We start from the raw sequence: 12,227 nt of genomic DNA on the forward strand, positions 1-12,227 counted from the left end.
AGTGGCAACCGTATTTCTTAACGGCGAGTATCTCCCCGCCGAACAGGCCCGTGTTTCTGTGCTGGATCGGGGCTTTTTGCTGGGCGACGGCGTCTATGAAGTGATCCCGGTCTATAACGGCCTGCCTTTCAGACTGACGCCGCATCTAAACCGTCTGCAGCGCAGCCTGGATGGCGTGCGCATGGCCAATCCACATAGCATCGAAGGCTGGCAAAAAATTATCGAACGACTGGTCGCCGACAACGGCGGCGGCGATCAATCCGTGTATCTGCAGGTAACACGGGGTGTGGCGCCGCGTGACCATGTGTTTCCCGAAGGTGTGTCGCCCACGGCTTTTGTGATGAGCAATCCGCTTAAGGCTGTGCCTGAATCATTTAAAACAGCCGGTATCAAGGCGATTACCGTCGATGATATCCGCTGGGCCCAGTGTGATATCAAGGCTATTACCCTGTTGCCAAACAGTTTGCTGCGACAAAAAGCGCAGGATGTCGGCGCTCAGGAGTCGCTGTTAATCCGCGACGGCTATATGACCGAAGGCTCGGCCAGTAACAGCTACGCCGTTATTGATGGTGTGATTTTTACAGCGCCCAAAGATGAAAAGGTATTGCCGGGCATCACCCGCGATCTGGTACTGGAACTGGCGCAGTCAGCTGGCATCGCTTATCGTGAACAAGCAGTCTCATTGGCAGAGTTACAACAGGCCGATGAAATCTGGATCAGCAGTTCCACCCGCGAGTTACTGCCGGTCACCATGCTTGACGACAAGCCAGTCGGCAGCGGCAAACCCGGTCCGGTCTGGCAGCAGGTCGACAGGCTCTACCAGCGCTACAAGCAGGAGGGCAAGGTATGAGCGAACAGGATAAAGATCAGGACACGCTGCTGGAATTCCCCTGTGACTTTCCCATTAAAGCGATGGGCGAAACCAGTGATGATTTCGACCAGCTGGTGGTGGAAATCCTGCGCCGTCATGTTGATGATATTGCCGAAGGCGCCATCAGCCAGCGTCAAAGCTCCGGTGGTAAATTTACCTCTATCACCGTGACCATCCGCGCCACCAGTAAAGCACAACTTGATGCGATTTATCAGGATCTGAGCAGCCATCACCGCATTAAGTTTGCGCTCTAGCCTCCAATGAAAATCAGAGATTTAGGCCTGTCCGACTACCAGCCGGTGGTGGAGGCCATGCGTCAATTTACTCTGGACCGTGATAGCGACACCGAGGACGAAATCTGGTTGCTGGAACACCAGCCGGTGTTCACCCAGGGCGCTAACGGCCAGGCCGAGCATGTGCTCAATATCCACGATATTCCACTGGTGGAAACCGACCGTGGCGGCCAGGTGACCTATCACGGCCCCGGCCAGCTGATTGCCTACACCTTGATTGATTTGCGCCGCATCAAGTCCGGTGTCAGACAGATGGTCAGTCATCTGGAACAGACCGTTATCAGTATGCTCGCAGCCCATGATATTGAGGCCTGTGCCCGACGCGATGCGCCCGGTGTTTACGTCAATGATCGCAAGATTGCATCGCTGGGATTAAGGGTTAAGCGCGGTGCCTGTTATCATGGTGTCAGTTTCAACATTGATATGGACCTGACGCCATTCAGTTATATCAACCCCTGTGGTTATCCTGGCATGGAGGTTATCGACCTCGCATCGCTGGGTATTGAAATGGATATGGCCGAAGCCAAACAACAATTTGTGTCTGCATTTAAAGCGCAGACAGCGGATAAAAATTTATGACAGATACAGCAGACGGCAGACGCGATGTGCGCGCCCTCAAGGGCGAATCCAAAGTCGCGCGGATACCGATCAAAATAGAACCCAGCCAGCCTAAACGTAAACCGGAGTGGATCCGCGCCAAGTCGCACGGCCACCCGCGTGTGCAGCACATCAAAGATATGCTGCGTGAGCATAATCTGCACAGCGTTTGTGAAGAAGCGGCCTGCCCCAACTTGGGCGAGTGCTTTGCCCATGGCACGGCGACTTTCCTGATCATGGGCAATATCTGCACCCGCCGCTGCCCGTTCTGTGATGTGGCGCATGGCCGACCCGATCCGCTGGATCAGAATGAGCCGCAGCATCTGGCCAAGACCATTGCCGCCATGCAGCTCAAACACGTGGTGATTACCTCGGTGGATCGCGATGATCTGCGCGATGGTGGCGCGGGTCACTTTGTCGAATGCATTAACGAAGTGCGCCGCCAGTCGCCGCAAACCGATATCGAAGTACTGGTGCCGGATTTTCGTGGTCGCATGGATGTGGCGCTGGAGATTCTTACCCAGAGCCCGCCGGATATCTTCAATCACAACCTGGAAACGGTGCCGCGCCTCTATAAGGCAGCGCGACCCGGCTCGGATTATCAATGGTCCCTCAATCTGATTAAACGCTTCCAGGCTCTGCATCCGGAAGTACCGAGCAAGTCAGGCCTGATGCTGGGTCTGGGCGAGACCATCGATGAGGTCAAACAGGTGATGCAGGATTTACGCGATCATGGCTGTCGTATGCTCACCCTGGGCCAGTACCTGCAACCCAGCCGCCATCACCTGCCGGTGGATCGTTTTGTGACCCCTGAAGAGTTTGAAGAACTGGGCGCTGCCGGCAAAGCAATGGGTTTTGATCACGTGGCCAGCGGCCCCATGGTACGCTCGTCTTATCACGCTGACTTACAGGCACAGGGCGAAAGCGTGTCCTGATCACAGGAGGTAACATGGCAATTAACCGACGAAGGCTGATGCAAACGGCTGTTGCTGCCGGTTCTGCCGTCATGTTTCCTCAACTCAGCCTGAAAGCCAAGTCAGGCAAAAGAAAGCAACGGGTCGTCGTGGTCGGTGGTGGCTTTGCCGGGGCTACGGCAGCCAAATACCTTAAAATGTGGGCGCCGGAGCTTGATGTGGTCATGGTCGAGAAAAACGACCGCTTTGTATCCTGCCCGCAGAGTAACCTGGTGCTGAGCGGTCATCGCAGCCTGCAGCAACTGACTCATGATTATCAGTCATTATCGGCACAGCATGATGTAAAGACCGTGCAGGCGACGGTGACGGCGATTGATACCGACAACAAACGGGTCAGGCTCAGCGATAACAGCGACATCGCTTATGATCGCCTGATTCTGGCTCCGGGCATTGATTTCAGCTACGAAACCTTGCCGATGCTGACGCCGCAGGTGGTCGCAGAGCAGATCCCGCATGCCTGGAAAGCCGGACCGCAAACCCAGTTACTGGCCGACCAACTCAAAGCGATGCGACCCGGCGGCATTGTAGTGATGACGATACCGGCAGCGCCGTTTCGCTGTCCCCCCGGTCCTTATGAGCGGGCCTGCCAGATTGCCTTATTTCTCAAGCAACACAACCCCACTGGGAAGTTGATTATTCTTGATGCCAATGGCGGCATTGTTTCCAAAGCGGCCCTGTTTCAGGGCGCCTGGGAAAGCCACTATCCGGGACTGATTGATTATTACCCGAGCAATGCGCTGGAATCTGTGGATGTTGCCAGTTTGTCGGTGGAAAGCCTGTTCGATAGCTTCAAAGCCGATGTGCTTAATGTTATTCCGCCACAGAAGGCCGGTAAAGTCGCTGAACTGGCCGGGGTGATCAATGTGGACAGACGCTGGTGCGCAGTGGATTTTCGCAGTTATGAATCCACAGCTGTTAAAGACGTGCATGTGATTGGCGATGCTGTGGCGTCCAATATGCCCAAGTCCGGCCATATCGCCAATTCACAGGCCAAAGTCTGTGCTGCCGCCGTGATTGACCTGCTTAAACACCGTGAAATCGAGGCTAGCCCCAAGTTCGGTAATACCTGCTACAGCTTTGTTGATGCTGACAAAGCCGGTCATGTGGCAGCGGTGTTTGCCTTCGATGAGCAAGCCGGACAGATGACCGCGATGCCGGGCGGCGGGGTCTCGGCTTCGGCCAGCGAGCAGGAGGGGCGTTTTGCCGATGCCTGGGCGCATAATCTCTGGTCCGATATGCTGCGCTAAGTCAGCCCGCTGACCAAGCTGAAAAGACGGTCGGCACTGTCAATGCAGACAGTTTACAACTGACTGAAAATCAAGGCTTAACCATATCCGGGATGTCGCTGCATCGCCAATGCAGTATAATTCCTGACTTTCTGAATGTATCTCCACCATCAAGTTATTTATGAGGTTGTAGATGAGTGATTTTTTACCCGGCCTGGAAGGGGTCCCCGCAACAAAGTCAGCCATTTCAAATATTGATGGTGAGAAAGGCATACTAAGTTATCGCGGTTACCCGCTGGAAACCCTGGCTGAAAACAGCAGCTTTGAGGAAACGACACTGCTGTTGCTGAATGGTGAGTTGCCCAACCAGAAAGCGCTGGATGTGTTCAAACAGGAACTGCGCCAGAACTACCGCATCAAGTACCACATCCGTGAAATGATGCGCCACTTCCCGCATACCGGCCATCCCATGGATATGCTGCAGACCGCGGTCTCCAGCCTGGGCATGTTCTATCCCGGTACTGAATGCCTGACCGACGCGGCCAGCTGTGAAGACCTCGATTACGTGCGCAACATGACGGTCAATATCATTGCACAAATGGCGCCGCTGGTGGCGATGTGGGAGCATATCCGCAACGGCTGGGATCCGATTGAACCACGTTCTGACCTCTCAGTCGCGGAAAACCTGCTTTACATGTTTACCGGTAATGAACCGGATCCATTGATGGCCAAAATCATGGACGTGTGCCTGATTCTGCACGCCGAACATACCCTCAATGCCTCGACCTTTGCCGCACTGGTAGCCGGCTCCACTCTGGCGACGCCATACAGCGTGATTTCTGCAGCCATTGGCACACTGTCAGGCCCCTTACATGGTGGTGCCAACCAGCGCGTGGTGGGCATGCTGCAGGAAATCGGTTCGGCCAGCAAGGTGGAAGCCTGGGTCGACAGCAAGCTCAAAAACAAAGAAGTCATCTGGGGCATGGGTCACCGCGAATATAAAGTCAAAGATCCACGCGCCACCATCCTGCACAAATTGGTAGAAGAACTGGTCAACCAGCGTGGCGGTCATCTGGACGATATGTTCGATACCGCGCTTAAACTGGAAGAAGTCTGTGCTGACCGCCTGGGTCACAAGGGCGTCTATCCCAATGTCGATTTCTACTCGGGCATTCTCTACAGTGAAATGGGCATTCCCGAAGATGAGTTCACCGCCTTGTTTGCCGTTGCCCGCAGTGCCGGCTGGCTGGCGCACTGGCGTGAACAAATTGCCAATAACCGTATTTACCGTCCTACCCAGATTTATGTGGGCAGTGAAATGCGTGAATACGTGCCGATGTCGGAGCGCGGCTGAGGCGCATTAGCCGCTGTTGTGCCGGAGAGATCCTTCGGCAGGCTCAGGATGACGGCTTACTGAAACGCCCGACCATGTCATGCCGACCGCAGTGGAGGCATCTGGATTCGGAAAGATCCTTCGGCAAGCTCAGGATGACAGGGCGTTGAGAAGCCAAGATGTGTCATACCGACCGTAGTGGAGGCATCTGGGGTCGGAAAGATCCTTCGACAGGCTCAGGATGACGGGGGATGCGACTGAGTGATGGCTTATGACCGGCTATTTTCTCAGCGAATCAAGGTTTTACTGGGCTCACCCTGAATCTCCCGGACCAGCCGGGGCACGAGGTAACCAGGCAACTCAGCCCGGATAGCTTCAATCAAATCAATTGCCCGGCTTTCTTCCACATCAAAATGTTGGGCGCCGGCCACCTTGTCCAGCAGATGCAGGTAGTAGGGCAGTACATTCACCTCGCTGAGCCGCTCGCTCAAATCCACCAGGGCTTGCTTGCTATCATTAACCCCTTTTAGCAACACTGCCTGATTCAGTAACTGACAGCCGGCCTGCTGCAGCTGGTACAGTGCGGTGGCCGTCTCAGCGTCAATCTCATTGGCATGATTGGCATGAATCACCATGACCACTTTCAGTTTGCAATTGGCAATCCAGTCAAGCAGCGCGTTATCAACACGCTCGGGCAGAACCAGCGGCAAGCGGGTATGGATTCGTAAGCGCCTGAGATGGGGCAGTGTCTCCAGCTCAGACACCATCGTCGCCAGTTTTTTATCACTCAGTGACAGCGGATCGCCGCCACTCAGAATGACTTCGTTGATACTGGTATCCGCTTTCAGTTGCGTCAGCGTCTGCTGCCACTGACTGGCCAGCGGGTTACTGTCCGCATAGGGGAAATGGCGGCGGAAACAGTATCGGCAATGAATGGCACAGGCCCCCGTCGTGACCAGTAAGGCTCGACCCTGGTATTTCTGCAGCATGCCGGGAGAGGTGACAGCAAACTGATCGCCCACTGGATCACTGGCATAGCCTTCTGCATCAAAGCTTTCGTCAATCAGGGGAAACACCTGGCGTAGCAGAGGATCTTGCGGGTCACCATAGCGCATCTTATTGATGTAGCTCTGTGGCACGCGCAGGGGAAACTGGCGGATCTTGTCTTTGCTGATCGCCGGCAAGGCATTACTCAGCCCCAGTTGTGCCAGCAATACATCGGCATCGGAGACGGCCTGTGACAGTGCCGTTTGCCAGCCTTGTTTTTCCTTTAAGGGCGGGGATTGCGGTATCATAGTCTCTTTTATTCTCAAGCAGACGAAAGATCGTCCCCCAAAAGAGGTTAAGATGGCAAGTTATAGTACCAATGAGTTCAAGTCTGGTCTTAAATTCATGTTGGATGGTGATCCATGCAGCATCATCGAGAATGAATTCGTTAAACCCGGTAAGGGTCAGGCTTTCAACCGCGTTAAATTCCGTAACCTGAAAACCGGTCGTGTTAACGAACGGACTTTCAAATCCGGTGACAGCGTGGAAGGGGCTGACGTGCTTGAAATCGAACTGGAATATTCCTATAACGACAGCGAATTCTGGCATTTCATGGATCCCAATACCTTCGAACAGTATGCGGCTGATGAAAATGCGATTGCTGAAGCCAAGGACTGGCTCAAGGAACAATACTCTTACCTGGTTACGCTGTGGGACGGTGCACCACTGCTGGTTCAGCCACCCAACTTCGTCAACCTGGCTGTGACCGAAACCGATCCCGGCGTGCGTGGTGATACCTCCAGTGGCGGTGGCAAGCCGGCGACTTTGGAAACTGGTGCCGTGGTGCGTGTGCCGCTGTTTATTGAAGTCGGTGAAGTACTGAAAGTCGATACCCGCACCGCAACCTATGTCGAGCGCGCCAAGGATTAATCCCCTAAGCAGCCCGCATGAGCCGGAAGATGTCGGCAGATAACTGGCAACCTACAGCGACTATCGACACTTTGAAACGGCGGGCTCAGCTTCTGGCTGATGTCCGCCGTTTTTTTGCTGCGCGCCAAGTACTGGAGGTCGAAACCCCGGTTTTGTCGCAGGCTGCCCCCACAGCCACCTATCTCGACAGCTTCGAAGCTCAATACCTGCCACCCGGCAGTGAGCCTCAGAGCTATTACCTGCAAACGTCGCCTGAATTTCCGATGAAACGGCTACTGGCTGCCGGTAGTGGCGATATTTACCAGATTGCCCGGGTGTTTCGTAACGGCGAGCTTGGGCGTTTGCATAATCCCGAGTTCACCATGCTGGAGTGGTATCGGCCAGCGCTTGATTATCATGGCCTGATGGATGAAGTTGATGCGCTGCTGCAAGAAGTCGCGGGTCTGCCAGCAGCACTGAAATTCAGCTATCAAACGCTGTTTGAGCAATACCTGAAGCTGGATCCTTTGCAGGCAGAGGAGGACTCGTTGAAGCAGACGGCACTGGCATCCATTAAAGGTCTGCCGGACGACTGGCAAAGCGATCGCGATGGCTGGCTGGAAATGCTGATGAGCGAGGTGATAGAGCCGGCGCTGGCCAAGTTGAAGCAGCCCGTCATTGTGTATGATTTTCCGGCTTCACAGGCGCAACTTGCCCGGATTATGCAGAAAGAGTCTGGTGTCAGCGTGGCAGCGCGGTTTGAAGTCTTTGCCGGTGGCCTGGAACTGGCAAATGGCTATGATGAATGCCTGGATGCCGCCGAGTTAGAGCAACGCTTTGAGGCAGATAACAGGCAAAGACAACAACAGGGTAAAAGCGTGATGCCACTGGATGTTAGACTGCTGGCCGCGATTGAACACGGTTTACCACCTTGTACAGGGGTGGCAATCGGGCTGGACCGGCTCATGCTTTTGATCACAGGACTGAATCAACTTGAGGCGGTTCAAAGCTTTGGTTTTGAGCGCAGTTGAGTAATAATTAAACTGTGAAACACCTCACGGAATGACAGTCGCAGCAGGGAAGCCGGATATAAGGATGCTGATGACAATGCGCAATAAAACTGGCCTGGTTGAACCGGATAACGACGTTTATAAAACCCTGCTTGAATCAACTCGTGCCATTCCCTGGAAAATTGACTGGCAAACCCTTGAGTTCAGCTATATTGGCCCGCAGATCGAGGATTTACTGGGCTGGACCCCGGAAAGCTGGCAATCCGTCAACGACTGGGCCGAGCGTATGCACCCTGATGATCAGGCGTGGGTGGTCGACTTTTGTGTGTCTCAGTCAAAGGCCGGGTCTGATCATGAAGCCGATTACCGCGCTTTGACCCGTGATGGAAACTACGTTTGGATCCGTGATGTGGTGCATGTGGTCAGGGATGACAACGGTGAAGTTGAGGCTCTGGTCGGCTTCATGTTTGATATCAGCGAGCGTAAGGAAACTGAGCAGAAATTGCTGGATCTGCAAAAAGAACTGGAAGCTTTGTCTTATCAGGATGGTCTGACTGCAGTGCCCAACCGCCGTATGCTGGACAGTGTGCTGGAGCAGGAATGGTTAAAAGCGCGTCATAACCAGCAGCCATTGTCAGTACTGCTCATTGATATCGACTTTTTCAAGCAGTACAACGATTTATATGGTCACATTCAGGGCGATGACTGTCTAAAACAGGTCGCCGAAGTCCTGTCCGGAGCGGCTACCCGCTCGCGAGATTTCTTTGCCCGCTATGGCGGCGAAGAGTTTGTGATGGTGTTGCCGGAAACCGGAGCTGATGCGGCGATGAAGGTAGCGCAGCGCTGTCAACGCCGTATTCTGGCTGCGCAGATTCCGCATCAGCAGTCATCGGCGTCGCAGTTGCTGACTATCAGCATTGGCAGCGGCAGCATTGTACCCACACAGCAGGATCAGCTCAGAGATTTTATTGAACAGGTTGATCAAGCACTTTACCAGGCCAAACAGGCGGGAAGGAACCGGGTTCAGGCAGGCTAAAGCAAGGCTTGCCTGCCTGTTGTCAGAAAACTAACAGTATGCACAGGAAATGATTTTGCCTGTCGCATCCAGTAACATCGTGATTAAGCCATCACCCAGAGCCAAGCCAACAGATACCAATTTATGAAACTTTCTTTAGCACAGCCCAACGCCAGCCACTATGATGCTTTGTCTACCTGGATCAGTGATGCAGAGGCCTGCGTCCACTGGGCCGGGCCGGGCATCGACTATCCATTTTCCGGTGAGGCATTGCCGCAGCTGTTGCAAAAACAAGACAGCAAAAGCTTTTCGCTGACCGATGCCGAAGAGGGACTGATGGGCTTTGGTCAATACTGGCCAGGCAAGCCGGGCACGGTGCACCTGGGCCGGATTATTATCAATCCACTCTACCGTGGTCAGGGACTGGGCAAAGCTTTATTGCAGTTGCTGATTGCCGAGGCCAGCCATCGCCATCAGCCAGAGACAATTACCCTGAACGTGCTGCGCGATAATCCGCGGGCGACGTTCCTGTATCGCAAGATGGGCTTTGTCCCTCATGAAGATCATTCAACAGCGGACATGATCTTTATGCAACTGGATGCCGACTAGCCGGATTGCTATGCCTTCATGCCCCGGCAACAGCTTCATGCACTGATTTGATTGTCAGGCCGGTGCTGGCCAAGCTCAGCTTTGCATCAGCTCCGGTAGCCACAGGCTGATTTGCGGGAAAGCGATCATCAGGCCCAGCACCAGGATTTGCACCACCACGAAGGGTACGATGCCTTTGTAGATTGATTGCAGCTTGAGCGTTGGCGGGGCACTGGCTTTGAGATAAAACAGTGAGAAGCCGAACGGTGGTGTCAGGAACGAGGTCTGCAGGTTGAGCGCAATCAGCAGTGCAAACCACAAAGGATCCAGCCCCATATGAATGGCCACCGGGGCAATCACCGGTACGACGATAAAACAGATCTCGATAAAGTCGAGGAAAAAGCCGAGCAGGAAAATCAGCAACATGCTGAGGATCAGAAAGGTCCATTTGCCACCGGGCAGACTGCTGAAAATATCCAGAATCAAGCGGTCACCGCCCATGCCCACAAACACCAGACCAAAAGCAGTGGCACCGATGAAAATAATAAAGACCATGCTGGTCAGGCGGGTGGTTTTCTGCATCGCATCGCGCAGGTTATCCAGGTTTAGGCGCTGGTGAATAGCTGCCAGGACCATGGCGCCCAGCGCGCCAACAGCGGCAGACTCTGTAGGCGAAGCGAAGCCGAAGAAAATTGAACCCAGCACGGCGATAATCAGAAATAGCGGCGGTACCAGACTTTTCATGACAGCCAGCGCCAGATGACTGTCGAACTCTTCATCACCGTTCATGGCCGGTGCCAGTTCCGGTTTGCGCCAGGCGACCCAGAGAATGTAGAGAATATAGCCGCTAATCAGTAAAAAACCGGGCACGGTGGCGGCAACAAACAGTTCACCCACCGGTACCCCGATCACATCACCCAGCAGAATTAGAATAATGCTGGGCGGAATGATCTGACCCAATGTACCGGAAGCAGCAATAGTGCCACTGGCCAGAGACGGGGCATAGCCACGTTTTAGCATGCAGGGCAGGGCGATGACTGCCATGGTGACCACGGAAGCGCCAACCACGCCGGTGGTCGCGGCCAGCAAAGCGCCCACGACCACAACGGAGATAGCGAGACCGCCGCGCAGTTTGCCAAACAGACGACCCATGGTGTCGAGCAGTTCTTCAGCTATGCCCGACTTTTCCAGTAAGACCCCCATAAACACGAATAAGGGCACCGCCAGCAGTGTGAAATTGGTCATGATGCCCCAGATCCGTAGTGGTAGCAGATTGAAGAAATCCAGACCCAGAAAAATACTGCCAAAAGCAAAGGCAATTGCACCCAGGGTAAAAGCCACCGGAAAGCCTGCCAGCAACAGCAGGAACAACACGGCGAACATAGCCAGCGCCCAGTATTCCATCAGCGGCGCTCCTTATTACGCAGAACATTGATTTGTTTAAGCAAGTCGGACAATCCCTGCAGCATAATCATCACAAAAGCCAGTAAAATCGCCCCTTTCAGAATAAAGCGGTAGGGCAGACCACCGGGATCGGGCGAGCCTTCCATGTAATAAAAGGCGTTTTCAACAAAGGGCCAGCTGGTGACCAGGATCAGAATGCAAAATGGAAACAGGAATAACAGCGTGCCCGCGATGTTGATCCAGGCCCGACCACGGTCACTGACAAAACGACTGAGATAGAGAATATCCACCCGCACATGCTCATCATGCTTCTGGGTGTAGGCCCCGCCCAGCAGAAATACTAGGGCAAACAGATGCCATTCCAGTTCCTGCAAAGCGACCGAGCCCTGCTGGAACACATAGCGCATGGTGACGTCGTAGCTGATAAGCAGCACCATGCCCAGCACCAGCCAGGAGACAGCCCGCCCGGTGGTTTCGGTGAATTTGTCGATGCCCGTAATCAGGCTCTTCGCTGTCAGTTTCATTTTTAATTCATCGGAGTCGATTACAATCGAACAAGTGTCCCATAAACTGGCGTTGAGCTCTAGGTTATCAATTAGTGATAAAGTAATGGGTGGACTGAAATAGGGAGAAATATCATGGAACAAGAAGCCGTTAAGAAAAATATCAGTAATAAAAACCAGTGGTTGCGAATCCTGTACATGGTTTTGTTTGCCGTGATTCTTTACCTGGTGATGATGCTGGTCACGGTGGTGGTCATCGTGCAACTGCTGTTTTCCCTGTTTACCGGTAAACCCAACCAGGATATTGCCGATTTTGCTGCCGACCTTTCTCAGTATGTTTACCGCATTGTTGCCTTTCTGACCTATACCGAAAACCGGCGTCCGTTCCCCTTTAACAACTGGGATGAGGACGATGATAGCGATGACGAAGCTGATTATGCCCGTTCGGTAGAGGAAATGGGCGATGCGGGCCAGCCGGAAGGTGACCGGCCTAACAAGCCCGATAATCAATAACCTA

Annotated in this window: 14 protein-coding genes; 11 read left to right on the plus strand and 3 right to left on the minus strand. The window is 53.7% G+C overall.

Annotated elements, in window-relative coordinates:
• The first annotated feature begins 1 nt into the window (after position 1).
• From Q0X64_RS02335 to Q0X64_RS02360, 6 genes are all read left to right on the plus strand, one after another.
• The gene (locus Q0X64_RS02335; RefSeq protein ID WP_297808516.1) at positions 2-850 is read left to right on the plus strand and encodes a D-amino acid aminotransferase; all 849 of its coding nucleotides are present in this window, start codon (positions 2-4) and stop codon (positions 848-850) included.
• Positions 847-1,125, plus strand: coding sequence for a DUF493 domain-containing protein (locus tag Q0X64_RS02340; RefSeq protein WP_297808519.1), 279 nt, complete (start codon positions 847-849; stop codon positions 1,123-1,125). Before Q0X64_RS02335 ends, Q0X64_RS02340 begins: the two co-directional genes overlap by 4 nt.
• Positions 1,126-1,131: 6 nt before the next feature.
• Complete coding sequence (gene lipB / locus Q0X64_RS02345; protein ID WP_297808522.1) at positions 1,132-1,743, plus strand: lipoyl(octanoyl) transferase LipB; 612 nt, start codon at positions 1,132-1,134, stop codon at positions 1,741-1,743.
• The gene (gene lipA / locus Q0X64_RS02350; protein WP_297808525.1) at positions 1,740-2,696 is read left to right on the plus strand and encodes a lipoyl synthase; all 957 of its coding nucleotides are present in this window, start codon (positions 1,740-1,742) and stop codon (positions 2,694-2,696) included. Before lipB ends, lipA begins: the two co-directional genes overlap by 4 nt.
• 14 nt (positions 2,697-2,710) lie before the next feature.
• A complete protein-coding gene (locus tag Q0X64_RS02355) occupies positions 2,711-3,982 on the plus strand; it encodes an NAD(P)/FAD-dependent oxidoreductase (RefSeq protein ID WP_297808527.1) in 1,272 nt (423 codons plus the stop codon).
• 172 nt (positions 3,983-4,154) lie between these two features.
• Complete coding sequence (locus Q0X64_RS02360; protein WP_297808529.1) at positions 4,155-5,315, plus strand: citrate synthase; 1,161 nt, start codon at positions 4,155-4,157, stop codon at positions 5,313-5,315.
• A gap of 266 nt (positions 5,316-5,581) precedes the next feature.
• Here Q0X64_RS02360 and epmB read toward each other — a convergent pair whose 3' ends face one another.
• Positions 5,582-6,589, minus strand: coding sequence for an EF-P beta-lysylation protein EpmB (epmB, locus tag Q0X64_RS02365; protein WP_297808531.1), 1,008 nt, complete (start codon positions 6,587-6,589; stop codon positions 5,582-5,584).
• A 52-nt stretch (positions 6,590-6,641) separates the two neighbouring features.
• Here epmB and efp point away from each other — a divergent pair, with 52 nt between their 5' ends.
• From efp to Q0X64_RS02385, 4 genes are all read left to right on the plus strand, one after another.
• Positions 6,642-7,211 carry an elongation factor P gene (efp, locus tag Q0X64_RS02370; protein WP_297808533.1) on the plus strand — a complete coding sequence of 190 codons (570 nt, stop codon included), beginning with the start codon at positions 6,642-6,644 and terminating at the stop codon, positions 7,209-7,211.
• Between the two features lie 17 nt (positions 7,212-7,228).
• Positions 7,229-8,221: an EF-P lysine aminoacylase EpmA gene (gene epmA / locus Q0X64_RS02375; protein WP_297808536.1), complete on the plus strand. Its 993-nt coding sequence runs from the start codon at positions 7,229-7,231 to the stop codon at positions 8,219-8,221.
• 76 nt (positions 8,222-8,297) lie between these two features.
• Positions 8,298-9,236 (plus strand): sensor domain-containing diguanylate cyclase, encoded by a 939-nt coding sequence (locus tag Q0X64_RS02380; RefSeq protein WP_297808539.1) that lies wholly within the window; start codon positions 8,298-8,300, stop codon positions 9,234-9,236.
• Between the two features lie 123 nt (positions 9,237-9,359).
• Positions 9,360-9,824, plus strand: coding sequence for a GNAT family N-acetyltransferase (locus tag Q0X64_RS02385; protein ID WP_297808541.1), 465 nt, complete (start codon positions 9,360-9,362; stop codon positions 9,822-9,824).
• Between the two features lie 75 nt (positions 9,825-9,899).
• Here Q0X64_RS02385 and Q0X64_RS02390 read toward each other — a convergent pair whose 3' ends face one another.
• Both Q0X64_RS02390 and Q0X64_RS02395 read right to left on the minus strand, forming a co-directional pair.
• Positions 9,900-11,207 carry a TRAP transporter large permease subunit gene (locus Q0X64_RS02390; protein ID WP_297808544.1) on the minus strand — a complete coding sequence of 436 codons (1,308 nt, stop codon included), beginning with the start codon at positions 11,205-11,207 and terminating at the stop codon, positions 9,900-9,902.
• Complete coding sequence (locus Q0X64_RS02395; RefSeq protein WP_297808547.1) at positions 11,207-11,731, minus strand: TRAP transporter small permease subunit; 525 nt, start codon at positions 11,729-11,731, stop codon at positions 11,207-11,209. Before Q0X64_RS02395 ends, Q0X64_RS02390 begins: the two co-directional genes overlap by 1 nt.
• Before the next feature lie 114 nt (positions 11,732-11,845).
• On the opposite strand from Q0X64_RS02395, the gene Q0X64_RS02400 reads away from it, so the two are divergent.
• Positions 11,846-12,223, plus strand: coding sequence for a DUF4389 domain-containing protein (locus Q0X64_RS02400; RefSeq protein WP_297808564.1), 378 nt, complete (start codon positions 11,846-11,848; stop codon positions 12,221-12,223).
• Positions 12,224-12,227 lie beyond the last annotated feature (4 nt).

Source organism: uncultured Methylophaga sp. (genome assembly GCF_947259025.1).
Taxonomy (GTDB): Bacteria; Pseudomonadota; Gammaproteobacteria; order Nitrosococcales; family Methylophagaceae; genus Methylophaga.

Bases quoted from the DNA above. Each gene is read 5' to 3' on its own strand.
- Q0X64_RS02340 (WP_297808519.1), top strand. From the start codon at position 847: ATGAGCGAACAGGATAAAGATCAGGACACGCTGCTGGAATTCCCCTGT.
- lipB (WP_297808522.1), top strand. From the start codon at position 1,132: ATGAAAATCAGAGATTTAGGCCTGTCCGACTACCAGCCGGTGGTGGAG.
- lipA (WP_297808525.1), top strand. From the start codon at position 1,740: ATGACAGATACAGCAGACGGCAGACGCGATGTGCGCGCCCTCAAGGGC.
- Q0X64_RS02355 (WP_297808527.1), top strand. From the start codon at position 2,711: ATGGCAATTAACCGACGAAGGCTGATGCAAACGGCTGTTGCTGCCGGT.
- Q0X64_RS02360 (WP_297808529.1), top strand. From the start codon at position 4,155: ATGAGTGATTTTTTACCCGGCCTGGAAGGGGTCCCCGCAACAAAGTCA.
- epmB (WP_297808531.1), bottom strand. From the start codon at position 6,589: ATGATACCGCAATCCCCGCCCTTAAAGGAAAAACAAGGCTGGCAAACG.
- efp (WP_297808533.1), top strand. From the start codon at position 6,642: ATGGCAAGTTATAGTACCAATGAGTTCAAGTCTGGTCTTAAATTCATG.
- epmA (WP_297808536.1), top strand. From the start codon at position 7,229: ATGAGCCGGAAGATGTCGGCAGATAACTGGCAACCTACAGCGACTATC.
- Q0X64_RS02380 (WP_297808539.1), top strand. From the start codon at position 8,298: ATGCGCAATAAAACTGGCCTGGTTGAACCGGATAACGACGTTTATAAA.
- Q0X64_RS02385 (WP_297808541.1), top strand. From the start codon at position 9,360: ATGAAACTTTCTTTAGCACAGCCCAACGCCAGCCACTATGATGCTTTG.
- Q0X64_RS02390 (WP_297808544.1), bottom strand. From the start codon at position 11,207: ATGGAATACTGGGCGCTGGCTATGTTCGCCGTGTTGTTCCTGCTGTTG.
- Q0X64_RS02395 (WP_297808547.1), bottom strand. From the start codon at position 11,731: ATGAAACTGACAGCGAAGAGCCTGATTACGGGCATCGACAAATTCACC.
- Q0X64_RS02400 (WP_297808564.1), top strand. From the start codon at position 11,846: ATGGAACAAGAAGCCGTTAAGAAAAATATCAGTAATAAAAACCAGTGG.